The following is a 26,228-nucleotide window of genomic DNA, read 5'->3' as shown; positions in this document are numbered from 1 at the left end:
TTGACACGGGTCAATCTTGCTCTGTCAGAATGTCCCACCGGGAAAGATCGTTATGATCCTGCCCGCGCGGTTCGATCCAGTGCCAGCCATCGCTGCGCCTTTCGCGCTTCCAGAACCAGGCATCGCTTTTCAGATGATCCATCGCGAAATCGACCGCTTCGAACGCATCGCGCCGATGGCGGGCACCTGCCGAGACCAGCACAATGGGTGCACCGGGCTGCATAATGCCGACGCGATGCCAGATCATCAGCCCGTCCAGCGCCCAGCGTTCGAGCGCCCGATCGGCCAGCGCCTCCATGCCGGGCAGAGTCAGTGGTTCGTAATGAGATAATTCGAGTGCTTTGACATCCTGTTCGGCGCGCACTTTTCCAACAAAGCTGACGATACCGCCGGCATCGGGAACGGCCTGCGCGAATCGCGCCAGCCCTTCTCCGGCCGAAAAGCCTGTATCGAACAGCCGCACATCCTTCATCGCCTCAGCCTCCGCTGACCGGCGGCAAAAGCGCGATTTCGCTTCCGTCCTCCGCCTGCAAGGCCGTCTTGTCCGCCAGCAATGTGCCATTGAGCGCAAGCCGCACTTTTTCGCCTTCCACCAGCGCCTTCGCTCCGGCGGGCAGGTTTTCGAGTAACCCGGCCCAGTCGAGCGGCGCATCCATGTCACGCTCAGCCCCGGCCAGATCGGACAATTTGCCGAGGAATAAGACCCTGACGCTCATACTTATCCTATCCGCCGGTCATCGACATATGGCGCGGTTGCGCCGGAGCGGCTCCGCGCTCATCGATCCGGAAATGATGCTTTTCGGGTTTGATCCGCATTGCTTCATCAAGCGCTGCGGCCAGCGCGTCATCGGGTGTATCCGAACGCAGAGCGGCACGCAGATCAACCTTTTCGGCTCCGCCAAGGCAGGCATAAAGCTGCCCCGTTGCCGTCACCCGGATACGGTTGCAGCCGGAACAGAAATTATTGGTCAGCGGTGAAATCAGGCCCAGCCGACCGCCGGTTTCCTCAATATCGAAATAGCGCGCCGGCCCCCCGGTGCTGGCCGCGGAGGGTGTCAGCGTAAAGCGCTGTTCGAGCCGTTCGCGCACCGCAGTCAGCGGCAGATAGTGATCCACGCGATCATCCTCCACATCGCCCAGCGGCATCACTTCGATCAAAGTCAGGTCATGGCCTTCGCCATGCGCCCAGCCGATCATTTGCGGGATCATATCTTCATTGATCCCTTTCAGCGCCACTGTGTTAAGTTTGACCCTGAGCCCCGCTTCGCGTGCGGCGGCAATACCTTCCAGTACCGATTCGAGCCGGTCACGGCGCGAAAGAGCGGCAAAAACATCCGGGTCCAGCGTATCGAGTGACACATTCACCCGGCGAATTCCGGCAGAGGCGAGATCATCGGCAAATTCGGCCAGCCGGGTGCCGTTGGTGGTCAGCGTCAGCTCTTCGAGTGCACCACCAACATGGCGGCCCAGTGCGCGCACCAGATCGATCATATCGCGGCGAACCAGCGGCTCCCCCCCGGTCAGGCGGATCTTGGTAATACCCCGCTGCATCATGCCCAGCGCCAGCTTGTGCAGCTCTTCCAGGGTGAGCACATCCTTGCGCGGCAGAAACTGCATTTTCTCGGGCATGCAATAAGTGCAGCGCAGGTCGCAGCGATCCGTCACCGAAAGGCGCAGATAGCTGATCCGACGATTGAAGGCGTCGACTAAAGGTCCGGTCCCGCAACTCATATGGCTATAATGCCTGAATTTCCTGTGCGTTTCCAGCAAAGCGCAGCAATTGCCCGGTAATCCCCGGCGCCTGCTCCAGCCAGCGCGCCATATCCTGTGCGGACCGGCCCTCCGGCCCGGCCATCGCATTCACGCGTTTGGGCGTGCTGGCGCGGGCAAGCGACTGGATTGCCGCCAGTTGCCAGCCGCGCTGATCGTTCTGCGATTCCGGGAAATGGATCACCAGAGCATCCGCCGGACCGGCCAGCATATGGCGTGCCTGCGGCAGATAATCCGCATAAAAAAGGCCAGCCGCATCCAGCGGATTCTCTGGCAGATCCATAACAGGCAGGACGGCCTGTGCCACAGTCAGCGCCTTTCGCGGCGAAGCGTGATGCCGATTTTCTCATTTCGCTCGCTCAATGCGAGCTTGACGATCTTCACCGTCACCGCCGTCACCCGGTCATCCTGCATGAACAAGGTGTTGCAGACATGATCGGCCACCGCTTCGATCAGCTTGAAATGCTGCCCTTCGGGAAAGGCTTCCGAAGCGGCAAATTTCAGATCCATATAATTCTTGCTCGCATCGAGCGGCGTTTCCGGATCGTAATAATCGATCGGCTTGAACTGCACGGTGATCGTAAAGCGCAAGGGCTGCGGCTTGCCGGTTTCTTCCGATAATATCCCGGTCAGGACATCATGTTCAAAATCGGCCATTTCAAGTGTCAGACTGTCAGCCATTCATGGCTCTCCCAATATTACCGCCACCCGGGGGCGGCGGCTTACATCCTATCCGTTCGACCAGCGCGCGAAAATCGCGGTCGGCAAGAGACGTCCGTCTGCACCATCTTCGCGCACCGCCAGATCGCCATGTTCGATCGTGCCGGGCAGATCGTGGAACAACTCGGCCAGCAGACCGCCCAGCGCCAGGCTGGACATGCGCACAGCATAGACGGTGAGAAACAGAAACCGGCTTTCCGCATCGAGAAGCTGGCGGCAATCGCTCACCAGATCGGGCAGGCCCTGTTCGATTCGCCAGGTTTCGCCCTTGGGGCCGCGGCCGAATTTGGGCGGATCGAGAATGATCCCGTCATAGCGGTTGCCCCGGCGCACTTCGCGCGCGGTGAATTTGCCCGCATCGTCGATCAGCCAGCGAACCGGGCGATCCTCCATGCCCGACAAGGCGGCGTTATCGCGCGCCTGTGCCACCGATTTCTTGGACGCATCGACATGCGTGACCTTGCCGCATTCGCTCAGTGCCAGCGTGCCGACGCCGGTATAACCGAACAAATTGAGCGTGCTCGCATCCGGCTTTCCGGCAATCCGCTCACGCATCCAGCTCCAGACCGGAGCCATATCGGGAAAGAAGCCAAGATGGCGGAACGGGGTACATTGCGCCGTGAAGGCCACTTCGCGCCAATGCAGCTCCCATCCCTCATGCGGAACCTGTCCGGAATAGTGCCAGCGCCCGCCGCCATCCTCGTCCGAACCGGGAATGAATTCGCCATCGGCCTGCCAGTCGCCATCATCGAAACGCGGCATCCACAACGCCTGCGGTTCGGGACGGATAAAGCGATAGGGGCCATAACGTTCCAGCTTGCGGCCATGCCCGCTATCGACCAGACCATAATCGGCCCAGCCCTGCCCTTCGAGGACAATCGGCTGCTGCGCCAGCTGTGCCATCAGGCCGAAGGCGTCGCCCGTTCGGCGACATAGGCCGCGACCGCATCGTAATCGCCGGGCAGACGATCATAGCGTTCTTGCCGTTCGAACAAATCGCCCACTCGCGCCGGCAAGGACGCGCGCTTGCCGGTAGCGGTTTCTACCGCATCGGGGAATTTGGCCGGATGCGCCGTGGCGAGCGTCACCACCGGGATAGCGGAATCGATCCCTGCCGAACGCGCGGCATGGAGTCCGATGGAAGTATGCGGATCGATAATTTCACCGCATTTTTCAGCCGCCCAGTGCATCGCGGCCTGCATATCCGACCGGTCGGCGCGCGCGCTGGTGAACAGCGCTGCAGCGCCTTCGCGCTGCGCATTGGTGAGCTGCATCGCCTTGCTCTGTTCGAAGCCGCGCATCTGGTCTGCCAGTGCCGCGCCATCGCGTCCGCCCGCAAGGAACAGCAGGCGTTCGAAATTGGAACTAACCTGAATATCCATCGAGGGGGCATCGGTGGGCGTCACGGTTCCGGCAGAATAATCGCCGCTCGACAAGGCGCGGTGGAGAATATCGTTCACATTGGTCGCCACGATCAGCTTTTCGATCGGCAGCCCCATTTGCGCCGCAACATAGCCAGCGAAGACATCGCCGAAATTGCCGGTCGGTACGCTGAAGGCGACTTTGCGATGGGGCGCACCGAGCTGGAGCGCGGCGGCGAAATAATAGACCACCTGCGCCATCAGCCGCGCCCAGTTGATCGAATTGACCGCGCTGATGTGAAAGCGCCCGGTCATCGCTGTATCGCCGAACATGCGCTTCACCATGGCCTGTGCATCGTCGAAACTGCCGTCGATGGCGATATTATGCACATTGGGTGCCAGCACGGTGGTCATCTGGCGACGCTGCACATCGCTTACCCGCCCATCGGGATGCAGCATGAAGACATCCACCCGGTCGCGCCCGGCTACCGCGTCGATGGCGGCAGACCCGGTATCGCCACTGGTCGCCCCGACAATGGTCAGGTGATCGTCACTTCGGGACAGGAATTCCTCGAACAGACGGCCGAGCAATTGCAACGCCACGTCCTTGAAAGCGAGCGTGGGGCCGTGAAACAGTTCGAGCAGCCAGTGCTGTTCGGTGAACTGGGTAAGCGGGGTCACCGCATCATGGGCGAAACTGCCATAGGCGCTTTCGCATAGAGCGCGCAGCCGGTCTTCGCTCAGGCTTCCTTTCACGAAAGGCCACATCACCCGCGTGGCCAGTTCGGCATAAGGCAGGCCCCGGAATGCGGCGATATCCTCCGCCGAAAAGCGCGGCCATTCGCGCGGTACATAAAGACCGCCATCGGAAGCCAGACCGGCGAGCGTTACGCCTTCGAAATCAAGCGCCGGAGCGCTGCCACGTGTGGAGATATAATCCATGATGGCCCGCGCGTTAGCCCGCCCGGCGCTCTGGTGCAATATAGGGTGACGATTCGCCTTCAGGAAATGGCGCTTACGCCACCCGGCCGTTGTGATCGCGCCACTTGCGCCGCAAAGCCAGCGCATAGATGACGAGCGCGGTCAGCGCGAAGAAGAACCACTGCACGGCATAGGACATATGATTGTTGGGCAGATCGGCCGGATCGGGCCGGGCATTGGCCTCCAGCCCCGCCAGCGGCGGATCGGCGATCAGCCGGGCTGTGCCGCCCCGCCCCGGCCCGATCACCCCGCGCACCGGGCCGCCTGCCCATGTGCCTGTCTCCGGACGCCGTTGCCAGCCGAGTACCAGATCGGCTTCCCCGCCCGCTGCCAGACGGCAATGCACGCTTTGCACCCAGCCGCTGCGCCCTTTCGCATTGCGCCCGGCCATTGCATCCTGGCTCAGCACCTGCGCGCATTCCACCATGCTGCGGCGATAGAGCACATCCTCCACCGCATCGGGGTCTGTCGGGAATGCCACCGGCGGGAGATTTTCCGCCGCCGCATAGTGATCGAGCAGAGCGGCTTTCCACTCCGCGCGGCGCAATTGCCAGATACCCAGCGCAATCATTGCTGCCACGGCCAGCCCCACGCACAGGGTCGGGACGAAAGGCAGACGGTGTTTCATGCAGGCCCTCCTTCAGCCCCGTGTTTCGGCCCTATGCAAAAGGGAAAAGCGGCCGCGCCGCATCCGGCAGGCCGCCTTTCCCTTTGTCGCAAGCGCATCGCGAAACGGTGCCAGCGCCGGCTGCGAGCCGGATCAGTGAATCTCGGCGCCCCAGCCACCCCAGATATAGACGGTGATGAACAGGAACAGCCACACCACGTCGACAAAATGCCAGTACCAGGCGGCGGCTTCGAAACCGAAATGTTCGCGCGGGGTAAAGTCGCCTTTATAACTGCGCACCAGACAAACGATCAGAAAGATCGTGCCGATAATCACATGGAAGCCATGGAAGCCGGTCGCCATATAGAAGGCCGAGCTATAGGTGTTGCCGCCGAAGGCGAAAGGCGCATGAGCATATTCATAAGCCTGAATGGCACTGAACAGGATGCCCAGCAAAACGGTGGCCCACAGGCCTTGCTTCAATCCTTCGCGGTCCCCATGGATCAGCGAATGATGCGCCCAGGTGACCGTGGTGCCCGAGCAGAGCAGGATCAGCGTATTGAGCAGCGGCAGATCGAACGGGTCCATCACCGCCTCGATCGCTTCAGGTGGCCAGACCCCGCCGATCACATCGGTCATATCGGTGGGAAACAGCGCAAAATCGAACCAGCTCCAGAACCAGCCGACAAAGAACATCACTTCGGAGGCAATGAACAGAATCATCCCGTAGCGCAGATGGAGCTGGACGACCGGCGTGTGATAGCCTGCGCGCCCTTCCTGAATGATCTTGCCGAACCAGCTGAAAAAGGTTGCGATCAGCCCCGCAATGCCCAGCCCCAGCACCAGCCAGGCCATCGCCATTTCGTGCATGAACAGCACCATGCCGCTGGTAAAGGTCACCGCCGACATCGAACCGATAAAGGGCCAGATATCGGGCGGGAGAATATGGTAATCGTGGTTCTTTACGCCAGCCATGGTTTTCCGTCCTGTTTTTCAAGCATCGACCCTCTGCGGGACTGATAGCGTGTCAGCCGCTCAGGAGGTCGGGTCCTCTGCCTCGTGAAATGTATAGCTCAATGTAATCTGTTCGACATCCTTCGCATTCTCATCGTCGAGAATAGCGGGATCGATATAATAAAGCACCGGCATTCTGACCTGCTGTCCCGGCTGCAAGGTCTGCTCAGTAAAACAGAAACACTGGACCTTGTTGAAATAGGCCCCGGTCTGTTCGGGTTCGACATTGAAGGTCGCCGTGCCGGTAATCGGCCGGTCCGAATTATTGCGCGCGGTGAAGATCGCCATGTCGCGCTGGCCGATCGTTACCGTATCCTTGACCTGCACCGGCGCGAAATCCCACGGCATGCCGCGTTCGACATTGGCATCGAAACGCACCGATATATCGGTGCCTCCGGCGCTGCGGGCGAAGCGCGAAGCGAGATCGGCATCGCCCTGCGTTGCGCGTTGCGTGGTTCCGCCGAACCCGGTGACCGAACAGAACATCTGATAAAGCGGCACGGCCGCATAACCCAGCCCGAGCATGCCGAGCGCCACCACCGCAAAAAGGATCGCGATACGGCGGTTCTTCTGCTGGAGCGGGGCAGTGCTCATATTATCCTCCCAGCCGGGCTATGGTGATAAGATAAAACAGCAGGACGAAACCTGCCAGCGTCAGGCCCAGCGCAATATTGCGTGAGCGGCGCCGCGCCTTATATTCGCGTTCTTCATCCGGCGTCATCACAGAGATAACCCTCCCCCGAGAATCAGGCGATCGGCCACCAGCGCGCCGAACAGGATGAACAGATAGAGAATCGAATAGCCGAACAACCGCTTTTCAGGCTTCATCCTGTCATCATCGCCGCTCTTGCGCCGAAAGGCCACCGGCAACGCCTGAACCAGAAACAGGCCCGACAGAACAAGCGCTGACAGGCCATAGATCAGCCCGGTGCCGCCGATCCACCAGGGCGTAAGGCTGAGCGGCAGAAGCACGATGCTGTAAAGGAGAATCTGCCGGCGTGTCGCGGCTTCCCCCGCCACCACGGGCAGCATCGGAATGCCCACCTTGGCATAATCGGTCTGCACGAACAGCGCCAGCGCCCAGAAATGGGGCGGCGTCCAGAAGAAGATAATGGCAAAAAGCAAGAGCGGCATGGGCGTGATATGCCCCGTCACCGCTATCCAGCCGATCAGCGGAGGGAAAGCGCCGGCCCCGCCCCCGATCACGATATTCTGCGGTGTGCGCGGCTTCAGCCAGATCGTATAGACCACAGCATAATAGAGGATCGACACGGCCAGAATGGCCGCGGCCAGCCAGTGAATCGCCAGCCCCATGACCAGCACCGAACCGACCGACAGCATGATACCGAAATCGCGCGCATCGGTGCGGTTGAGGCGTCCCTGTGGTAGTGGTCGGCGCGATGTTCGCTTCATGCCCGCATCGATATCGGCTTCCCACCACTGATTGAGCGCCGCCGCGCCGCCGGCCCCGATGGCGATGCACAGGACCGCGGTAAAACCGAGAATCGGATTGATCGATCCGGGTGCCGCAAGCAATCCACACAGGCCGGTAAAGACCACAAGGCTCATCACGCGCGGCTTGGTCAGCGAGAGAAAATCGCGCCAGTCGGCAGGCAGCCTTGTCGTGGCAGGGGCAGTGGTTGGCATAGGTCCAGTATCGATTTCAGCAACGTCCAGAGGCGCGCCATACCGGAAGCGGGGCGATAAAGGTAGGGGCGCAGCGCTCACGATGCGCCTCCCGCCATTTCGGGCCTCTCGACACAGGGCACGCAGGCGCCCATCCGCTCAGGCGTGCGCCGGAGCCGCACCGCCGCCATGCCGGTGCGAATCCGCCCCGTCATCGATCACCGGCAGCGTTTCGAACTGGTGATAAGGCGGCGGGCTGGACAGTGTCCATTCCAGCGTGGTCGCCCCTTCGCCCCAGTAATTGGCCGGGGCCTTTTTACCCGCCACCAGACTGTAACCGATATTGATGAAGAAGATCACCATGGAAGCGCCCATGATTTCATAGCCATGCGTGGCGACCGAATTCCACAGCTCGAAAGCCGGGGTATAATCGGGATAGCGCCGCGGCATACCGTTCATTCCGAGGAAATGCATCGGGAAGAAAATCAGATTCACGCCGATGAAAAACACCCAGAAATGCAGATGGGCGAGGAATTCATTGTGCATGCGCCCGCTCATCTTGGGGAACCAGTAATAGAAACCGGCGAACAGAGCGGTCACGGCGCCGAGCGACAGCACATAATGGAAATGGGCCACCACATAATAAGTGTCGTGCAGATTATCGTCGATCCCGCCATTGGCGAGCACCACGCCTGTCACACCGCCCACCGTGAACAGGAAGATGAAACCCAGCGCCCAGACCATCGGCGATTTGAAAGTCAGCGAACCACCCCACATGGTCGCGATCCAGCTGAAAATCTTGATGCCCGTAGGCACCGCGATCACCATGGTGGCCGCAGTGAAATACATTTTCACATTCACGCTGAGGCCCACCGTATACATGTGATGCGCCCAGACCACGAAACCGACCAGACCGATGGCGACCATGGCATAGGCCATGCCGAGATAGCCAAAGACCGGTTTGCGGCTGAATGTCGCGATGATCTGGCTGATCATGCCGAAACCGGGAAGAATCATGATGTAAACTTCCGGATGGCCGAAGAACCAGAACAGATGCTGATAGAGCAGCGGATCGCCCCCGCCCATCGGATCGAAGAAGGTCGTTCCGAAATTGCGGTCGGTCAGCAGCATGGTGATGGCGGCAGCCAGCACCGGCAGCGCCAGCAGCAGCAGGAAAGCGGTCACCAGCACGGACCAGACGAAAAGCGGCATTTTATGCAGCGTCATGCCCGGTGCGCGCATATTGAAAATGGTGGTGATGAAATTGATCGCCCCCATAATCGAACCGGCGCCGGCCAGATGCAGCGAGAAGATCGCGAAATCGACCGAGGGCCCGGGAGAGCCCGATGTCGAAAGCGGCGCATAAGCGGTCCAGCCGATTCCTGCACCATTGCCGGTGCCTCCCGGCACGAAGGCCGACAGCATCAACGAAATGAACCCGGCGAAAGTCAGCCAGAAAGACACATTGTTCATGCGCGGAAAGGCCATATCCGGCGCGCCGATCATCAGCGGCACGAACCAGTTGGCAAAACCGCCGATCATGGCCGGCATGACCATGAAGAACACCATAATCAGGCCATGCGCAGTAATCAGCACGTTCCACAAGTGCAGCGTCTGGTCGAAACCGGCTTCGCCGCCCATGAACTCGACCCACCAGCCGAGATATTGAATCCCCGGCTCTTTCAGCTCGAAACGCATGATGCCAGATATGGCGCCGCCCACGACCCCCGCGAAAATCGCGAAGATCAGGTAGAGCGTACCGATATCCTTGTGATTGGTGGACATGAACCAGCGCGCGAAGAAGCCCGGCTTATGGTCAGCCTCGTGATGATGCTCTTCGGTATGAGCCTGGAATGTATCTGCGGTTGTGACCATTGTGTCGGACCTTGTTCAGTTCAGCTCAGCGGGCTCAGACTTCCGCATCAGCGGCGGGCGAATCGAGTTCGGTCGGGGGTGCACCGGCACCGGGCGCCCCTTCAACCGAGCTTTCGGGTTCCTGCAAATCGGCCGGTTCGGCCATATCGGCCTCTTCCGCCTCTTCGCCGATCGTTCCGCCCTGCGCGCGGACCCATGCTTCGAATTGCGGACGGGGCAGTGCTTCTATCGCAATCGGCATAAAACCGTGGCGCACACCGCACAATTCGGAACATTGCCCATAATAGATGCCGGGCTCCCTGATCGTCAGTTCGCGCTCATTCAGACGGCCGGGCACCGCATCGAGCTTGAACCAGAGCGATGGCACGGCGAAGGAATGGATCACATCGGCGCCGGTGGTCTGTATGCGGATCGGCTCGCCTGCAGGCACCACCATGCGGTTATCCACCGCCAGCTTGGGCGGCAGGCCACGATCCAGCGCTTCGCCGTCTTCCAGCATGTTGGAAATGACTTCGAAGCCGCCATTATCGGGATAGGAATAGCCCCAATACCACTGATAACCGGTCACTTTCACGGTCAGCGCATCTTCGGGCGGGCTGTCATATTGCCGTACCAGCAAAGTGATGGACGGCACCGCGATGATGAACAGGATCACCACCGGTAAAACGGTCCAGATCACTTCGATCAGCGTATTATGGCTGGTGCGAGAAGGGTCGTTATTGGCCCGGCGATTATAGCGCGCGATGACCCAGAGCAGCAACGCCAGCACCAGCAGCACGATCACCGTGATGATCGGCAGCAGCACCACATTGTGCATCCACAGGCCATATTCGCCAATGTCGGAATATTGCTTCTGAAAGCCCAGCGCGCCCGATTCCGGCTGACCTTTGATCCATTCCGGGCTCAGCGGCTGATAGGCATCGGCCCCGACGGCGGGATCGGTGGTCTGTCCCTCGGCCGCCTCTTCAGGCGGCAGGGAATCATCGGCTACATTGGGCGCGCGGGCATCCGCTTCGCCGACGCTCATGGTCTCGGCAGCAGGATTTCCAGCCTCCTGCGCCCGCCCCATTTGCGGGGCAAGAGCGGCCCAGAAAACCGCCATTGCCGCCAGGAAAGCAGCCATTCTTTTAAATTTTACCCGCTTTTCAGCGACATCCCCAAAATTCATATGTCTCACGCTTTCCCATTCGAAAACTGAGGCGTAGACATGTCCCCGCATTTCGGGAACTGCCCCCTATTATGGCATGAGGTATACGCGTGCTTGCCCCTCGCCTCAAGCGCTTCTAGGGAGTTTTTCGAAAGATTTGATCCCGGCCAATGTTCGACGGGGTTCTGGAAACAACAATCAAAGGTTTGATTTCATACGATGACCGAAGACGAGGTGCTCGCGGAATTTCGCGCCAGTCGCGCCCTTCTGGAAGGACATTTCAAACTGTCCTCGGGGCTTCATACCGCGCATTATCTGCAATGCGCACGCGTTTTGATGGACGCGGAGAGGGCCGCGAAACTGGCGATTTCGCTGGTTCACAAGATTCCCCGCGATCTGCGTCACTCGATCGACAAAGTGATTTCGCCGGCCATGGGCGGGATCATTATCGGCCATGAAATGGGCCGCGCGCTGGGCAAGGAAGCGATGTTCGTCGAACGCCCCACCGGCACATTCGAACTGCGCCGCGGCTTCACACTGACACCGGGTGAAAAAATTCTCGTGGTGGAAGATGTCGTCACCACCGGCCTGTCCTCGCGCGAAGCGATCAAGGCCATCGAAGAGGCTGGCGGCAATGTCGTCGCGCTGGCTTCGCTGGTCGACCGGTCGGGCGGCGAAGTGGCTTTCGATGTGCCCTTCTATCCGCTCGTCGCGCTGAATTTCCCGACCTGGCCTGAAGATCAGATCCCGCCCGAACTGGCGGCAAAGCCGGTGGAAAAGCCGGGGAGCCGCAAAAATTGAACGATAGCGGGCAATCTTCCGGCAAGCTGCGCCTCGGCGTGAATATCGATCACGTCGCCACGATCCGCAATGCGCGGGGCGGCGAACATCCCGATCCTGTGCGCGCGGCAGAAATCGTCGCGCAAGTCGGCGGGGACGGGATCACCGCCCATCTGCGCGAAGACCGGCGCCATATTCGCGATGCCGATCTCAGACGCATCCAGCAATCGACCGATCTGCCGCTCAATCTGGAAATGGCGGCGACCGAGGAAATGCTGGCTATCGCCCTTGCCCATAAGCCCCATGCCGCCTGTATCGTGCCCGAAAAGCGCGAGGAGCGGACCACGGAAGGCGGGCTCGATGCCGCCGGGCTGCATAATCAGCTCGTCCCCGTGGTCGGTCGCCTGCTCGATGCCGGTATCCGGGTCAGCCTGTTCATCGCACCCGAGGAACGCCAGCTCGAAGCGGCCATGCGGCTCAGGGCCCCGGTGGTCGAATTCCACACGGGCGAATATGCCAACAGCACCGGCGAGGCCTGCGCCGCGGAACTGAAACGCATTGCCGATATGTCCGCCCTTGCCGCGAAGAACGGTATCGAACCGCATGCCGGACACGGCCTTACCTACGATAATGTCCAGCCGATCGCCGCCATTCCGCAGATCGCCGAACTCAATATCGGCCATTATCTGATCGGCGAAGCGATCTTTTCCGGCCTGGAAAGCGCCGTGCTGCGGATGCGCGAACTGATGGATGCGGCGCGGTGATTATCGGTCTGGGGTCCGATCTGTGCAATATCGAGCGGATCGCCGCCGCGCTGGCGCGCCATGGCAACCGCTTCGAACAGCGCTGCTTCACCGAAGTGGAACGCGCCAAGACCGCCCGCCGCCCGCATACGCAAGCCGGTACCTATGCCAAGCGCTTTGCTGCCAAGGAAGCCTTTTCCAAAGCTGTCGGGACCGGATTCAAGCGCGGTGTGTTCATGAAGGATATCGGGGTCGTGAACGCTCCCTCCGGCGCACCCACCCTCGCTCTCGAAGGCGGGGCCAGGGCGCGGCTGGAAGAGCTGACACCGCCCGGCCATGAGGTCACCATTCATGTGACACTCACGGACGATCATCCATGGGCACAGGCCTTCGTGATCCTCGAAGCCCACCCCATCAAGACGCTGTGAGCCTGTATTTTGGAAAGAGAAGAACCCGCCGGCATGACTGCTTCCCACAGCAAGGACACCAGCAAGAAGAAAGTGAACTGGTTCGCGGAATTGCGCGGGCTGGCGCTGATGCTGCTGGCCGTGCTGGCCTTCCACACTCTGATTGCCAAGCCCTTCTATATCCCCTCCGCCTCCATGGTCCCCAATCTGCTGGTGGGCGACCGTCTGGTGGTCAGCAAATATCCTTATGGCTGGAGCTGGGTTTCGGCCTCATTCCATCTGCTGCCGCGCAGCGAGTGGCGCATCGCGCCCAGCACACCGCAATATGGCGATATCGTGATCGCCGTGCCGCCGGACAAGAATGAGGATTATATCAAGCGCGTGATCGGCCTGCCGGGAGACCGGATCGCGCTGGTCAACGGCCAGATCATTCTCAATGGCGAGCCCGTGCCGCAGCAGGTCGAACCGCCGGTACGCATTCCGGTCTCCGAACAGCAGATGTGCAACGGCATACACTGCCTGTCCGATTTCGAGCCCTATCGCACCCGCCTGCCCGATGGCTCGCAGGTTTACGAACCGCCGACCTATCGCGAAACGCTGCCCAACGGCGCGACCTATCTTATCATCGACCATATGAAGCAGCCGCTCGACAATATGGCGGAAATCACCATTCCCGAAGGCCATGTCTTCCTGATGGGCGATAATCGTGACCATTCTGCCGACAGCCGCGCACCGGCCGGGCCTTTCGGCAACGGTCTTGGCGGGCCGGTGCCGATTGCCGATGTCGGCGGACGGGCGGAATTCATCACTTTCTCGCTCGATGGCAGCGAGAGCTGGAACCCGCTGAGCTGGTTCTCCAGCCTGCGCCCCGGCCGCTCCTGGACCTCTCTGCGCCCCGCCCTTGTTACAGAAGGGGATACGGAAGGAACGGGCGATGGCGCGCAATGAGCATGACAAGGACGATCTCGACCGGCCCATCGGTGTAAGCCCGACTTACATCACCAATCCTGTTTTGCGTCAGGAAGCGGGCAAGGCGCTGGTCTGGGTCCTGATTGTCGGCCTTGCCATCCTCACCGTCTATATTTCCCAGTCTTTGCTGGTGATTTTCGGCGGCATGGTCTTTGCCTCGATCATAGACGGGGGCGCCCGCCTGATCGGCAAATTTGTGCCGATCAACCGCCCGACCCGCATTCTGATCGTGCTGCTGCTCGCCATCGCTTTCCTTCTGTGGCTGGGTTATTTCGCCGGCTCGCAAGTGGCGCAGCAGGCAGCCGCACTGCCCTCGATCATCGAATATCAGGCCAATCGCGCGGTAGGCTGGGCGCAGCAGAACGGTTTTGCGATCGAGGCGCGCAGCATAGAAAGCATTGCCGGGCAACTGATGAACGGTGTCAGCACAGTCACCCGCGCGCTGACCGGCGTGGTGGGCGGTTTTACCACTTTGTTCCTGATCCTCATCATCGGCATTTATGTCGCATTCGAACCGCGCCTTTACGAACGTGGCGTCGCGTGGATTCTGCCTGCCCCGCGCCGCACATCCTTCCATCTGACGATCCAGCGTATGGCCGAAACCATGCGCCGCCTGATGGCCGGGCGCCTTCTCGGCATGGTGTTCGAAGGCATTTTCACCTATATCATGCTGGCGCTTTACGGTGTGCCCATGGCCGTGCTGCTGGCCATTCTCACCGGCGTTCTGGCCTTCATTCCCAATATCGGCGCGGTGGTATCCGGCGTGCTTATGGTTCTGGTCGGCTTTTCCGGCGGAACCGATATGGGGCTCTACACGATCTTCGTCTATGCGCTGGTGCAGACTTTCGACGGATATGTGGTGATCCCGCTGATTGCCAAGAAAACCGTCGATCTGGCCCCTGCACTGGTGCTGGCCATGCAGCTCGTGATGGGCATTCTGTTCGGCATTCTCGGCCTGTTTCTGGCCGATCCGCTGCTGGCCATGATTAAGGTTGCCCTTGAGCGGCGTTCCGAAATCCATCGGGACTGGCAGGAAAAGATGAAAGCCAAGGATGGCGCGTAAATTTCTTTATATATTTGCCTTTCTGATCGTTTTGACACTCGGCGCGCTGGTTGCGATGCGCGTCTGGTCGGACGAACTGACCCGGCTGGCCTTTGTCCCCACGGCCGAATTTGTCGAACAGGCACCTCTTGAGGAAAATGCCTATCAGAACCCGGATATGTGGTTTGCCCGGCCCGGCATGGAGCAGGGGCAGAATCCGGCGCGCTGGCAACCCTCTTTTATAGAAGCGAATGCGGAGGATGACGGAGATCGTAATCGCGATGCGCTGAAGCTTCAGGAAGCCGCCGCGCAGAATCAGGACATGCCGGAGGATGAGAGTAAGGGTGGTACGGCAATGGCCGCTGATGGGGCCGAGCCCGCTCCTGCGGCAGCCGCCACAAGCCCCGCCCCTGCCACCGATGCGAAACCGCCGCGTTTTGCAGTCTTCTTCGTGCATCCGACCAGCTATCTCGAAAAGAAACACTGGAACGCACCGCTCGATGACATCAAATCGCAGCAGCGCGCGCAGATTTTCGTGCGCGGCCTTGCCAGCCCGTTCAATCAGGCGCGCGAAATCTGGGCTCCGCGTTACCGTCAGGCCGCTTTCGGTGCCTTTCTCACCGATGCTCCCGAAGCGGGGCAGGCCATCGATGCGGCCTATCAGGATGTCGAGCAGGCTTTCGATTATTTCGTGCAGAATATTCCCGCCGATATGCCGATAGTGCTGGCCGGGCACAGTCAGGGCTCGCTCCATATTCTCCATCTGCTGAAAGACCGGATTGCCGGCACGCCGCTGCAAAACCGCATCGCCATGGTCTATCCCATCGGCTGGCCAGTCTCGGTCGAACACGATTTGCCCGCACTTGGCCTGCCCGCTTGCGAAACCCCCGATCAGGGCGGCTGCATCGTCACCTGGTCGAGCTTCGGCGAACCGGCCAATCCCGGCCCGGTGATGGATATTTACGGCGAATCCCCCGGCTATGACGGGCAATTGCGCGGTGACAGCCCGATCCTTTGCGTCAATCCGCTATCGGGGACGCTCGATGGCGATGCGCCGGCCAGTGCCAATGTGGGAACGCTGGTGCCCAACGATGCGCTGACCTCGGGCGAACTGGTCGCCGGCGCAGTCCCTGCCCGCTGTGACGGGCAGGGCTTGCTGCTGATCGGCGATCCGCCCGATCTCGGCCCCTATACGCTGCCGGGCAACAATTATCATGTTTATGACATTCCGCTGTTCTGGATGAATCTGCAGCAGGATGTCGCAAGACGGGTGAGCGCATGGGCCAGAACGCATTGATTACCACCGGCACGCTCGATTTCGGCGATGCCCTGCCCGATGGCGGCGTGCTGATGGCGCTCGATCTGGGCACCAAAACCATCGGCACCGCTTTTTGCGATGCCGGGTGGCATTTCGCCAGCCCGGCCAAGACACTGCCGCGCGGTAAATTCACGCGCGACAAGGCAGCGCTCGAAGCGCTGGTCGCTGAACGGCAGGTCAAAGGCATCGTGATCGGCCTGCCGCTCAATATGGATGGCAGCGAAGGGCCGCGCGCCCAGTCCAGCCGTGCCTATGCCCGCAACCTCGCCCCGCTCGGCCTGCCGATCCTGATGTGGGACGAACGCTGGTCCACCGCCTCGGCTGAAAGCGCGATGATCGCGCAGGATATGAGCCGCGCCAAACGCGCCGACAAGATCGATGCCCATGCTGCGGCGGTGATCCTGCAGGCGGCCATCGACGCGCTGGCCGGAAGCGCGTTCTGAAAATGGCGGGGGCGAACTTCTCCCTGCGGTCTCTGCGTCTCTTTCCGGTTGCCCTGCTTGCGCTCGCTCTGGCCGCCTGCGGCGGTGGCGTGCATTACCGGCCCGTCAGCGATACGCCGGTGCGGATCGGTCCGCCTTATACGGTGCGCGGCACGACCTATGTGCCTGCCGCCGACCCGTCTTACGATGCGGTCGGCTATGCAAGCTGGTACGGATCGGCATCGGGCCATCAAACCGCCAATGGCGAGAAATTCCGCCCCGACGGAGTCAGCGCCGCGCATACCACGCTGCCCCTGCCCAGCTATGCCGAAGTGACCGACCTCGATACCGGGCGCACCATTCTGGTGCGGATCAATGACCGGGGACCGTTTTCGGGACGCGGGCGAATCATCGATCTGTCCGAAGGCGCGGCTCAGCAGCTCGGCATTCGCCGCAAGGGAATCGCCCCGGTGCGGGTCCGCGCGGTCGAGCCTCCAAACAAGGATCGCAAGCGGCTGCGCGATGGCAAGGAAGCGGTCGAGCGGCCCCGCATGTCGCGCCGCGAACTGGCCGAATGGCGCGCACGACTGGGCCTTTGACGCGCTTATCCGGCCGACTGGCTCCGTAAAATCACCGTCAGGCCCCGCTCAGCAGCTTTCTGGCCCTGTTCTGTGCCGTTCTGCCCCCCTTTGCCCAGGGCAATCCGCCTTGCATCGGCCCTTGCACGGTTCAAAATGGCCTGCGGCACCTGCTCGTCGAACAGGATAATGTCAGCGCTGCCCAACAGCCGAATCTGGCGCAAAGTCAGCTCTTCGGGATCATCCGACAGCAGGCGGATTTCCACTTCTCCGCCCACCGGCTTGCTGCCCTCGGAATCCAGCCAGACCTGTAACCTTCGCACACTATTTTCATCGAGCGGATCGAGCATTCCGCCCTCCCCCAAGGCCTGATCGAGCGCTTGCCTCCGGTCACTGGACAAAGGGAATTTCTGGCGGATTTCCGCCCTTTTTTCCTGCAATGCAGCAGCCAGCCTGCCGAGCGACTGGGGCAGCAGCGCTTCCAGCCGCAAGCGCAATTGCTTGGCCAGACCCGCCGAAGCCCCCGAAGTGCCGATGGCCAGCAGCACCGGATCGCGCTCCAGAATGCTGGGCGTGGTAAAATCGCACAAGTCGGGCCGGTCCACCACATTGACCAGCAGCCCCGCTTCCTTCAGTTTTTGTGCCGATTTTTCGCAGTTTTCCACGGATTCCAGCGCCACGAAAGCCAGCCGGGCACCTTGTGCAATACCCGCCTCGATATCCGCCACCGCGACAGCACCGGCCCGCTCGACCAGCCGGCGTTTGGGCTCCGCCATCGGCCCCTCTCCCAGCACAATTACCGGTTCTCCGGCAATCCGATGGAAGAGCGGCAGACTTCTCATTTTTCCCTCAATCGAGCCATTCCGGCACTCTTTCGGCGGCGAAGATCGTCTCCGGTTCCAGCCGGTCCGCAACAATCGCCCATTTATCGCCATCGACCATCACTTCAGGCACCAGAGCGCGGCTGTTATAGGTATTCGCCATGGTCGCACCATAAGCGCCCGCCGTCCGGAAAATCGCCAGATCTCCGGCCTTTACTGTATCGATTTCACGATTTTTGGCAAATGTATCGGAGCTTTCGCAGATCGGCCCGACAATATGCGCCACCATCTTTTCACCAGTGGGCCGCACTGCCAGAAAATCGTGCCAGGCATCGTAGAGCGAAGGCCGCGCCAGATCGTTCATCGCCGCATCGACCACCACGAAAGGCGCATTCACCCCGGGTTTCACACGAATGACTTCGGTCAGCAAAACTCCCGAATTTCCGGTAATGACCCGCCCCGGTTCGAACATGATCGTCGCATCCCAGTCACGCGTCACCTCTTCCACCATAGCACCGTAATCGGCCGGCCCCGGCAGTTCTTCACCCAGCCGATAAGGCACACCGAGCCCCCCGCCAAGATCCATATGGGTGACGGTAAAGCCCTGTTTACGGAGGGTTTGCATCAGTTCACCCATCTTGAGAAAAGCCTGACGCGAAGGTTCGAGATCGGAAATCTGGCTGCCGATATGAACCGCCAGACCGCGCATCGTCAGTCCGTCCAGAGCCGCAAGGCGAGCGTAAATTTCGGCTGCATCGCCATACGCCACACCGAATTTATTATCCGCCTTGCCGGTCGAAATTTTGGCATGTGTCCGCGCATCCACATCGGGATTGACACGCAGCGTAGCGACAGCCTGCATGCCTTTGGAAAGAGCGATATCCGCCAGTTCAACGCCCTCTTCCTCGCTTTCGAGATTGAACTGACCGATCCCCGCATCCAGCGCCGCAACCAGTTCCCGCCTGCTTTTGCCAACCCCGGAAAAGACGATATCAGCCGCCGGTATACCGGCAGCCAGCGCCCGCTTCATTTCACCTTCGGAAACCACATCGGCGCCATAACCTTCCTTTTTCAGCAGGCTCAATACGGCGAGATTGGGATTCGATTTGACTGCAAAAGCCAGATGCGTCCGCGCAATGCCCGCCAGCGCTTCCCGGAAAACCCGGGCATGACGTTCCAGCGTCGCACGCGAATAGATATAAACGGGCGTGCCCACTTGTACGGCAATCTCAGCCAGCGGCACATCCTCGGCGCAGATTTCACCGTTCTTCAGTTCAAAATAATCCATGGTTCACTCAATCGTCGGGTGGCAGGTCGAATGGGTCGTCTTCACGTTCTTCCGAACGTTTTCGCAATTCGACGCTGCGCTCAGGGGCCGCCTGTGTCCTCAGTTCCAGCAACTCTTCCGCAGTTGGCTTCTCTTTCTGCCCATAGGGGGCCTGCGGCAAATCATGCCCCGGCAAAGGCTTGAGATCGGCCGTCTGCCCGCAAGCAGCGAGCAGCAAAGGAGAAAGACAAAGACAAACCGATTTGCAATGCATCACACGGTAATTCCCAGTTCCTGCGCCGCCGCAGCCACTTGTCTGCGCACCTGATCGGGAGCCGTGCCGCCAAGGCTTGCACGCGCAGCCACCGATGCTTCGACAGACAAGGCAGGATAGACGCCTTCATCGATCCTGCTGTCAATCGCCTTCAGCTCCGCCAGCGACAGTTTTTCGAGCGCCACGCCTTTGCTTTCCGCCAGCTTCACCGCCGCCCCCGTAATGTGATGGGCTTCGCGGAAAGGAATATCGGCTTCACGTACCAGCCAGTCGGCCAGATCGGTTGCGGTGGCAAAACCCATTTCCGCCGCCTGCCGCATTTTATCGGTGCGGAAAGTTGTATCGGCCACCATTCCGGTCATCGCAGCAATCGACAGGCCCAGCAGGCCAGCCGCTTCGAAAACCGGCGGTTTATCGTCCTGCATATCCTTGGAATAAGCCAGTGGCAGCCCTTTCATCGAGACCATCAGCGACGTCGCACATCCAATGATCCGTCCGGCATGCCCCCGCACCAATTCGGCTGCATCGGGGTTCTTTTTCTGCGGCATGATCGAGCTGCCGGTGCTGAGCGTATCGGGCATACGGACAAACCCGAAGGGCTGGCTCGCCCAAATAATGAACTCCTCGGCCAGACGCGACAGATGCAGTGAACATTGCGCCGCAGCCTGCAAGTAATCGAGGGCGAAATCACGGTCCGAAACAGCATCCAGACTGTTCCGCGTCGGTGTATCGAAACCGAGCGCCTGTGTGGTCATCTCGCGATCGATCGGAAAGCCCGTTCCCGCAAGGGCCGCAGATCCCAGCGGGTTTTCATTGAGACGTCTGCGCGCATCCTGGAAGCGCGACCGGTCCCGCCGGATCATTTCATAATAAGCCATCAGATGATGGCCCAGCGTTACGGGCTGCGCTGTCTGCAAATGGGTGAATCCCGGCATGATCGAGCCGGCATGTTCGGAAGCCTGCGCCACCAGTGCCCGCTGCAGGGCCGCGAGGCCCGCATCCACTTGGTCGATAGCATCCCGTGTCCAGAGCCGAAAATCGGTCGCCACCTGGTCATTGCGGCTACGCGCAGTATGGAGGCGGCCCGCCGCCGGGCCGATCAGTTCGGCAAGCCGGCTCTCGGTGGTCATATGAATATCTTCAAGGTCCCAGTTTTCAGGGACTCCATTGGTTTCATATTCACCAGCGATGCGATCAAGCCCGTCTTCAATCAGTCTGGCATCCTCCACACTGACGATGTCACAGGCTGCCAGCATCGCAACATGCGCCTTGCTCGCAGAGATGTCCTGCCGCCAGAGCGCCTTGTCGAACGGGATAGAGGCGTTTATCTCGCGCATAATTGCACTCGGGCCCTCGGCAAACCGCCCGCCCCACATCTGGTTGGAGTTCACCCCCGTGGCCAAACTGCCCTCACCTGTCTTGTCCGTATCGCTCACGCTCGCCTTTGCCTCCTTGCTTTCGGCTTGCGATAGGCAAAGCACGGAGCCTGCGCAACAGAAGGAAGAGACCGTCAAGGATTTGCCCGATGGAACGAGCGGCACGGTAAGTCGGAATCATGCCGGGGAACCGCTCCCGGACATTACGGTAAGCGATCCATCCGGCACAACGCTGGATCTGACGGCTCTCAAAGGAAAACCGACCCTCATTAATCTCTGGGCGACCTGGTGCGCCCCCTGTATTGTCGAAATGCCGCAGCTCAACACGATTGCAGGAGAGCGTAAGGATCACTTGCGTGTTCTGACTATCAGTCAGGACTTGCAGGGTGCAGAAAAAGTCGTGCCTTTCTTTGAGCAAAAGAAATTCACCAATCTGCCGCGCTGGATGGATCCGGAAAACGATCTGATCTTCGCCTATCAGGGCGGGGAATTGCCGCTCACCATTCTCTATAATGCGAAAGGCGAAGAAATCTGGCGCGTCACTGGCGGTTTCGACTGGAGCGGCGAGAAAGCCACCAGACTGATCGACGAAGCTATCGAACCTCAGCCAGCCGCATCCTCTGCGACATAGCGACAACTGCACTATTCAATCGGCCTTTTTTCCATAAGCAGGCCACAGATAAAATGTTTTGGATGGTGGGCGGTGACGGGTTCGAACCGCCGACCCTCTCGGTGTAAACGAGATGCTCTACCAGCTGAGCTAACCGCCCTAAGCGTAAATCCACGCTTGGAGAGCCGCGCTAATGGTTGATTCTTATCGGCTGGTCAATGGGGAAAATCGGAAAAGTCCTCCAACCAGCACAGCGCCATTAATTGTGCCCTGCCAAACCACAACATCTACACTTTGCAACAAGCCCTTCCGTCACGGGTCCTAAGCGTAAAATCAGCGGCAACGGGGTGAAGCGCTTTTCAAGGCTGCACCATCGTGCTCTTCCGATGAAAAAGCCGGGCCTCATAGCGCGAAGCCCGGCTTTTTCAGAGATACGCAAATTAAAAGTCGTTTGATTTAAGAGAATGAACCATCTGCATTGGACGCCTGGTCCATCGCATATTCCGCCAGCATGGAAGCGGTCATATCGGCCACGGCCAGCGGCGCCTCCACATGATCTGCCTGTACGAAACTCGTGGACGGCTCCATCGCTGCAGCAAAGGCTGAAAGCACAGCCGTATCGCTTGTTGCACTATCGAGATCCACGCTCTCTGCTGCCGACAGATTCTCCGTCTCAGCTGTCAGGCCAGTTGGGAATGTGCCGTCATATTCTTCAATCAGCAGGTTAACCGATCCACTTTCATAAAGATCGTATGTACTGCCATTATATTCGATCTGCCCACTGGCTGTATATTCCGCCAAATTCAGGACGCTGTCGCCACTTCTGAGGCTGACGATGAGCGAGGCTTCACCGTCAATTCTCAGATCGCTGACCGCGGATATAAAATTGGCTCCTACTACCAGTTGTACCGGGCTGCCCGGCGACGCTGAATTAATAGTCGCGATCCCTTCAATCGAACTCACATTATAAGGAGTGGCGTGGGGAGCCAGCGGACCATCATAGCGAAAATCATAACCGGTTCCGTCGATAACGAGGACATCAAAGCCACTCCCGCCATCGACATCACCGAATGCACCGCCGGTGACAATCATTCGGTCATCGCCGGCGCCTCCGCGATAAATATCGTCAGATCCGCCACCTTCGAGAACATCGTTACCGCTGGTGCCGACCAGCACATCTGACCCGGCAGTGCCGGTTATAGTGGTGCCCGTTTGCCCATCGCCTGATCCATATATAATGTAAGACTGGCCTGCCTCAGCACCGTCTCCCGTTGTATGGGGAGCACCGATGAGCAAATCGTCAAAACCATCGCCATCCACATCTCCTGCCGCGGAAACAGAATAGCCAAAAAGAGCGTCCGCTTCTTCCCCAATGACTTTAAAGCCATCTTCCGTACCGAGAGTACTCACATCAAGCAGGCGCCCTCCGCTGCCGTCATCAGTACCGAACCCGTCAGCACCGCCGTAAATCACGTAGACCAGCCCCGGTGCGTCCCCTTTCTCCGCCTGAGTAGCGCCCAGAACGATATCCGCATAGCCATCACCGTTCATGTCTCCGGCCGAAGATACAGACCAGCCCAGGCGGTCCTGCTCTGCCTCCCCTCTGATCGTGAAGCCCTCTGCAGCGTCAATGGAAGCTACATCGATGATTTGTCGTCCTCCGGAAGCCGTTCCGAAAGAGCCATCGGTTCCAAAGATGACGAAGGCATCGCCAGTTGCATAATTTGTGGCATAACCTCCGACCAGAATATCGTCGAAGCCATCGCCATTGATATCGCCGGCATCCGACACAGACCACCCAAGCATCATCAGCGAAGCATTTTGGAGGACAAAACCTTCACTCGCATCCAACGTCGCCAAATCGACAGTTTGAATGCCGGATACTGCAGTTCCATAAGTCTGATCGGAGCCAAAAATCACATAAGCTTCTCCGGCATAACTGTTGGCGTATCTTGCACCCACAATGAAATCCGCAAAGCCATCACCATTAATATCGCCCAGCGTCGATACAGAGGCCCCGAGAGAGCCGTCTGTCGGGCCGCCATTCATCAGGAAACCCTGCCCGGCTGACAAAGTCGCTAAATCGATAACCTGCCGCCCGGCGCCATCACTCGTCCCAAAAGAACCGGAACCGCCATAGAGCACATAGGCAGAACCATCGCCCTGTTCAGCACCAAGAAGGATATCATCATAGCCATCACCATTCACATCGCCTGCCGATGACACAGAATATCCCAGACGCTGATCGGAACCCGCCCCATGGATCATGAAACCATCGCTCGCAGAAAGCGTGGTAACATCGATATCGGCATGGCTTGTGCCTTCTTGCCCGAAAATCACATAGGCCGCACCGGAGGCGGGCCCGCCGGTATCTTCATTATAAGCACCGAGAATGATGTCATCCAGACCGTCACCATTGATATCGCCTGCTGACGAGACCGACCAGCCCAGAAAATCGAGATCTCCTTCGCCCTGAACGATATAGCCGTCAGCGCTGGAAAATGAGCTTAAATCGAAATTGGCTCGCGTTGTGCCGGACAGGCTGTCCGTCAGGCCGTTTCCGCCATACACCACATAGACCATACCGGCTCTGTCACCGCCGGTACTGTCAAAGGGGCTCGCCAGAATGAAATCTCCCCACCCGTCACCATTCACATCGCCTGCTGCACTTACCGAATAGCCAAGCTGGCTTCCGGGGGTGCCGGAAGGAACGACGAACCCATCTTCTGGTGGAAGATCGGAGGCTTCGAGATCCGCGGAATCGGTGACGGTGATTTGCAGGGTCTGGTATGTTGTATTGGTTCCGTCAGAGACAGAAACTTCCACCTCATAGACATTATCTTCATCGGCATCACCCGGTGCCTCATAATCAGGCGCGGCGGTGAAAACCAAAGCCCCGGCTCCGTCGAACTCAAAAAGAGCCGCATCGGCACCACCCGTTATGGCATAGTTCAAGGTCCCGCCCTCGGGATCAGCCGCCGCCAAAGTGACTGCGGTGGTTTGATTTTCCTGAATGGCAATGGATGACGCATTGGTGAAATACGGGCTTTCATTGCCTGTTTCGTCTTCCACTGTGACAGTGACAGACTGTGAGCTGGAAGTAATCCCGTCGCTTACCGATATGGTGAGATCATAGACATTATCGCCTCCCGTATCCTGAGGATTTTCATAATCCGGCGCAGCATTGAATGTCAGTTCCCCGGTGGCTGCATTGATTGAAAACAGGCTGGCATCGCCCCCTGCCTCAATGCTGTATGTCAGCGTTTCACCATCGCCTGCTGTGGAGGTAATCGTGCCGATATTAACGTGATTTTCCAGCACCGTGAACGCATCGGCACTGGTGATTTCAGGCGTTTCCGTAACATTGCTCACGGCAATAGCCACGGCCTGTGTGGTTGTCGTGGTACCGTCGCTGGCAGCTACGATCACGTCATACACATGGTTGGCCCCGGCATCTCCCGGATTTTCATAATCCGGGGCGGAAATGAAGCTGAGTTCCCCGGTCGAAGAATCGATCTGAAACAGAGCGGCATCCGCCCCTCCGCTGATGGAATAGGTGATTGTATCGCCATCGGCATCGTCGGCAGCCACGGTCATAACAGCGCTTGTGTTTTCCTCGATAGTCGCCGTGGCAGAGCTGGTAAATTCGGGAGCGGTATTCTCATTGGTCACCGTAATGGTGACATCCTGACTGACCGTGCTGGAACCATCGTCCACGGTCACAGTCACCTCATAGACATTATCGCCGTCGCTATCGCCGGGATCGCCGTAATCAGGGGCTGTTTTGAAAGTGACGACACCGGTCGAACTGTCGATCGTGAACAAATCCGCATCCGTGCCGGAAAGACTGTAGGTCAGCGTGTCCCCGTCAGCATCGCTGGCCACTGCGCGATAGGCACTGGTCGAACCGTCCGTGACCGAAGAAGAGGCAGAGCTGGTGAAAACCGGCGCATTGTTTTCAGAGCCCGGCTCGTCACCGCCTTCATCCCCGTCGGGAATAGAATCCCCATCGGCATCAACGGCATCTGCAACTGCAAAACCCGCTACACCCAGCCCGACCGCGCCCAGCCCGATCTGCGCTGCGCCCAGCCCGGCGCTGGAAGCGGCGGCTGCGGCAGATGCCGCTTCCATACTCGCCATGGCCGCTTCGGTGACGAAGATCTGCCCGTTCACCGCTGTAAACTGGCCGGGCGCCACTGTTACGGTCTGGCCATTCGCCATCGTTACTTCCAGAGAACCATCGGCCAATGTCTGCCAGGAGTTCACATTATCGATCGTTCCAAGGGCGATACTGGCATCCGCACCGGTCTGAGCATTGGCATGGACGGACAAGCCCATACCGATTGCGCCCATCACCGCAGACAGCCCTTTGGCCGAACGAATTCGTCTTTTCGTCATGAAAGTTACTCCTTCGATAGTTCCTTTTCTCTGCCGAAAGTCCTCCATCATTCTGGTGCGATCAATTAAGGGGCCGTACCTAAGGAATTGGCAAGGCCGCAAAACCATTTATTTTTAAGAGA

At 59.4% G+C, this 26,228-nt stretch carries 28 protein-coding genes and 1 tRNA gene; 9 read left to right on the top strand and 20 right to left on the bottom strand.

Translation table 11 applies throughout. From position 1 onward, the window contains the following. Nucleotides 1-10: 10 nt before the first annotated feature. The 14 genes from D6851_RS08550 to coxB form a co-directional block, all read right to left on the bottom strand. On the bottom strand, nt 11-472 hold the full coding sequence (locus D6851_RS08550) for a molybdenum cofactor biosynthesis protein MoaE (protein ID WP_120324492.1): 462 nt from the start codon (nt 470-472) through the stop codon (nt 11-13). A 4-nt stretch (nt 473-476) separates the two neighbouring features. Beyond that, nucleotides 477-716 (bottom strand): MoaD/ThiS family protein, encoded by a 240-nt coding sequence (locus D6851_RS08545; protein ID WP_120324491.1) that lies wholly within the window; start codon nt 714-716, stop codon nt 477-479. A 7-nt stretch (nt 717-723) separates the two neighbouring features. Next, nucleotides 724-1,731, bottom strand: coding sequence for a GTP 3',8-cyclase MoaA (gene moaA / locus D6851_RS08540; protein WP_120324490.1), 1,008 nt, complete (start codon nt 1,729-1,731; stop codon nt 724-726). Nucleotides 1,732-1,735: 4 nt separating this feature from the next. Next, nucleotides 1,736-2,077: a Rossmann fold domain-containing protein gene (locus tag D6851_RS08535; RefSeq protein ID WP_120324489.1), complete on the bottom strand. Its 342-nt coding sequence runs from the start codon at nt 2,075-2,077 to the stop codon at nt 1,736-1,738. A gap of 2 nt (nt 2,078-2,079) precedes the next feature. Continuing rightward, a complete protein-coding gene (locus tag D6851_RS08530; protein WP_120324488.1) occupies nt 2,080-2,451 on the bottom strand; it encodes a dihydroneopterin aldolase in 372 nt (123 codons plus the stop codon). Nucleotides 2,452-2,499: 48 nt separating this feature from the next. Next, on the bottom strand, nt 2,500-3,393 hold the full coding sequence (locus D6851_RS08525) for a class I SAM-dependent methyltransferase (protein WP_120324487.1): 894 nt from the start codon (nt 3,391-3,393) through the stop codon (nt 2,500-2,502). Further along, nucleotides 3,393-4,793: a threonine synthase gene (thrC, locus tag D6851_RS08520; protein ID WP_120324486.1), complete on the bottom strand. Its 1,401-nt coding sequence runs from the start codon at nt 4,791-4,793 to the stop codon at nt 3,393-3,395. Before thrC ends, D6851_RS08525 begins: the two co-directional genes overlap by 1 nt. 73 nt (nt 4,794-4,866) lie before the next feature. After that, on the bottom strand, nt 4,867-5,460 hold the full coding sequence (locus D6851_RS08515) for an SURF1 family protein (protein ID WP_120324485.1): 594 nt from the start codon (nt 5,458-5,460) through the stop codon (nt 4,867-4,869). A gap of 132 nt (nt 5,461-5,592) precedes the next feature. Next, nucleotides 5,593-6,414, bottom strand: coding sequence for a cytochrome c oxidase subunit 3 (locus tag D6851_RS08510; protein WP_120324484.1), 822 nt, complete (start codon nt 6,412-6,414; stop codon nt 5,593-5,595). Nucleotides 6,415-6,474: 60 nt separating this feature from the next. Beyond that, nucleotides 6,475-7,047: a cytochrome c oxidase assembly protein gene (locus tag D6851_RS08505; protein WP_120324483.1), complete on the bottom strand. Its 573-nt coding sequence runs from the start codon at nt 7,045-7,047 to the stop codon at nt 6,475-6,477. 1 nt (nt 7,048) lies between these two features. After that, nucleotides 7,049-7,177: a hypothetical protein gene (locus D6851_RS18205; RefSeq protein ID WP_274379052.1), complete on the bottom strand. Its 129-nt coding sequence runs from the start codon at nt 7,175-7,177 to the stop codon at nt 7,049-7,051. Then, a complete protein-coding gene (locus tag D6851_RS08500) occupies nt 7,174-8,100 on the bottom strand; it encodes a heme o synthase (RefSeq protein ID WP_120324482.1) in 927 nt (308 codons plus the stop codon). Before D6851_RS08500 ends, D6851_RS18205 begins: the two co-directional genes overlap by 4 nt. Before the next feature lie 138 nt (nt 8,101-8,238). Next, nucleotides 8,239-9,954 (bottom strand): cytochrome c oxidase subunit I, encoded by a 1,716-nt coding sequence (gene ctaD, locus D6851_RS08495; RefSeq protein ID WP_120324481.1) that lies wholly within the window; start codon nt 9,952-9,954, stop codon nt 8,239-8,241. A gap of 34 nt (nt 9,955-9,988) precedes the next feature. Continuing rightward, nucleotides 9,989-11,077 (bottom strand): cytochrome c oxidase subunit II, encoded by a 1,089-nt coding sequence (gene coxB / locus D6851_RS08490; RefSeq protein WP_238474002.1) that lies wholly within the window; start codon nt 11,075-11,077, stop codon nt 9,989-9,991. Between the two features lie 243 nt (nt 11,078-11,320). Here coxB and pyrE point away from each other — a divergent pair, with 243 nt between their 5' ends. Genes pyrE through D6851_RS08450 form a run of 8 tightly spaced genes read left to right on the top strand, consistent with a single transcriptional unit; the run spans nt 11,321 to nt 17,381 of the window. Then, nucleotides 11,321-11,902 carry an orotate phosphoribosyltransferase gene (gene pyrE, locus D6851_RS08485; protein WP_120324480.1) on the top strand — a complete coding sequence of 194 codons (582 nt, stop codon included), beginning with the start codon at nt 11,321-11,323 and terminating at the stop codon, nt 11,900-11,902. After that, nucleotides 11,899-12,645, top strand: a complete 747-nt coding sequence (locus D6851_RS08480) for a pyridoxine 5'-phosphate synthase (RefSeq protein ID WP_120324479.1) — start codon at nt 11,899-11,901, stop codon at nt 12,643-12,645. The genes pyrE and D6851_RS08480 overlap by 4 nt, the downstream gene beginning before the upstream one ends. Then, nucleotides 12,642-13,052 (top strand): holo-ACP synthase, encoded by a 411-nt coding sequence (gene acpS, locus D6851_RS08475; protein WP_120324478.1) that lies wholly within the window; start codon nt 12,642-12,644, stop codon nt 13,050-13,052. Before D6851_RS08480 ends, acpS begins: the two co-directional genes overlap by 4 nt. Nucleotides 13,053-13,085: 33 nt before the next feature. Then, a complete protein-coding gene (gene lepB / locus D6851_RS08470) occupies nt 13,086-13,979 on the top strand; it encodes a signal peptidase I (protein WP_120324477.1) in 894 nt (297 codons plus the stop codon). Next, the gene (locus D6851_RS08465) at nt 13,966-15,063 is read left to right on the top strand and encodes an AI-2E family transporter (protein ID WP_120324476.1); all 1,098 of its coding nucleotides are present in this window, start codon (nt 13,966-13,968) and stop codon (nt 15,061-15,063) included. The genes lepB and D6851_RS08465 overlap by 14 nt, the downstream gene beginning before the upstream one ends. Next, entirely contained in the window at nt 15,053-16,339 is a 1,287-nt protein-coding gene (locus D6851_RS08460) for a DUF3089 domain-containing protein (protein ID WP_120324475.1), read from the top strand. The genes D6851_RS08465 and D6851_RS08460 overlap by 11 nt, the downstream gene beginning before the upstream one ends. Then, on the top strand, nt 16,321-16,803 hold the full coding sequence (gene ruvX / locus D6851_RS08455; RefSeq protein WP_120324474.1) for a Holliday junction resolvase RuvX: 483 nt from the start codon (nt 16,321-16,323) through the stop codon (nt 16,801-16,803). The genes D6851_RS08460 and ruvX overlap by 19 nt, the downstream gene beginning before the upstream one ends. 2 nt (nt 16,804-16,805) lie before the next feature. After that, complete coding sequence (locus D6851_RS08450) at nt 16,806-17,381, top strand: septal ring lytic transglycosylase RlpA family protein (RefSeq protein WP_120324473.1); 576 nt, start codon at nt 16,806-16,808, stop codon at nt 17,379-17,381. A 5-nt stretch (nt 17,382-17,386) separates the two neighbouring features. Here D6851_RS08450 and D6851_RS08445 read toward each other — a convergent pair whose 3' ends face one another. The 4 genes from D6851_RS08445 to argH are packed head-to-tail and all read right to left on the bottom strand — an operon-like array spanning nt 17,387 to nt 21,098. Next, nucleotides 17,387-18,202 (bottom strand): siroheme synthase, encoded by an 816-nt coding sequence (locus D6851_RS08445; RefSeq protein ID WP_120324472.1) that lies wholly within the window; start codon nt 18,200-18,202, stop codon nt 17,387-17,389. 7 nt (nt 18,203-18,209) lie between these two features. Beyond that, nucleotides 18,210-19,469 (bottom strand): diaminopimelate decarboxylase, encoded by a 1,260-nt coding sequence (gene lysA / locus D6851_RS08440; RefSeq protein WP_120324471.1) that lies wholly within the window; start codon nt 19,467-19,469, stop codon nt 18,210-18,212. 7 nt (nt 19,470-19,476) lie between these two features. Beyond that, nucleotides 19,477-19,722: a hypothetical protein gene (locus D6851_RS08435; RefSeq protein WP_120324470.1), complete on the bottom strand. Its 246-nt coding sequence runs from the start codon at nt 19,720-19,722 to the stop codon at nt 19,477-19,479. After that, nucleotides 19,722-21,098, bottom strand: coding sequence for an argininosuccinate lyase (gene argH, locus D6851_RS08430; protein WP_120324750.1), 1,377 nt, complete (start codon nt 21,096-21,098; stop codon nt 19,722-19,724). Before argH ends, D6851_RS08435 begins: the two co-directional genes overlap by 1 nt. A gap of 19 nt (nt 21,099-21,117) precedes the next feature. On the opposite strand from argH, the gene D6851_RS08425 reads away from it, so the two are divergent. Continuing rightward, nucleotides 21,118-21,729: a TlpA family protein disulfide reductase gene (locus D6851_RS08425; protein ID WP_238474001.1), complete on the top strand. Its 612-nt coding sequence runs from the start codon at nt 21,118-21,120 to the stop codon at nt 21,727-21,729. A 63-nt stretch (nt 21,730-21,792) separates the two neighbouring features. On the opposite strand, the gene D6851_RS08420 is transcribed toward D6851_RS08425, so the two are convergent. Next, a tRNA-Val gene (locus tag D6851_RS08420) sits at nt 21,793-21,868 on the bottom strand. A gap of 296 nt (nt 21,869-22,164) precedes the next feature. Next, on the bottom strand, nt 22,165-26,106 hold the full coding sequence (locus D6851_RS08415; RefSeq protein ID WP_183030037.1) for a cadherin domain-containing protein: 3,942 nt from the start codon (nt 26,104-26,106) through the stop codon (nt 22,165-22,167). Nucleotides 26,107-26,228 lie beyond the last annotated feature (122 nt).

The sequence above is a fragment of the Altericroceibacterium spongiae genome, assembly GCF_003610805.1.
GTDB classification, from domain to species: Bacteria; Pseudomonadota; Alphaproteobacteria; order Sphingomonadales; family Sphingomonadaceae; genus Altericroceibacterium; species Altericroceibacterium spongiae.
The sequence above is the reverse complement of the archived record's forward strand: the minus strand, read 5'-3'. Positions and strand labels throughout refer to the sequence as shown.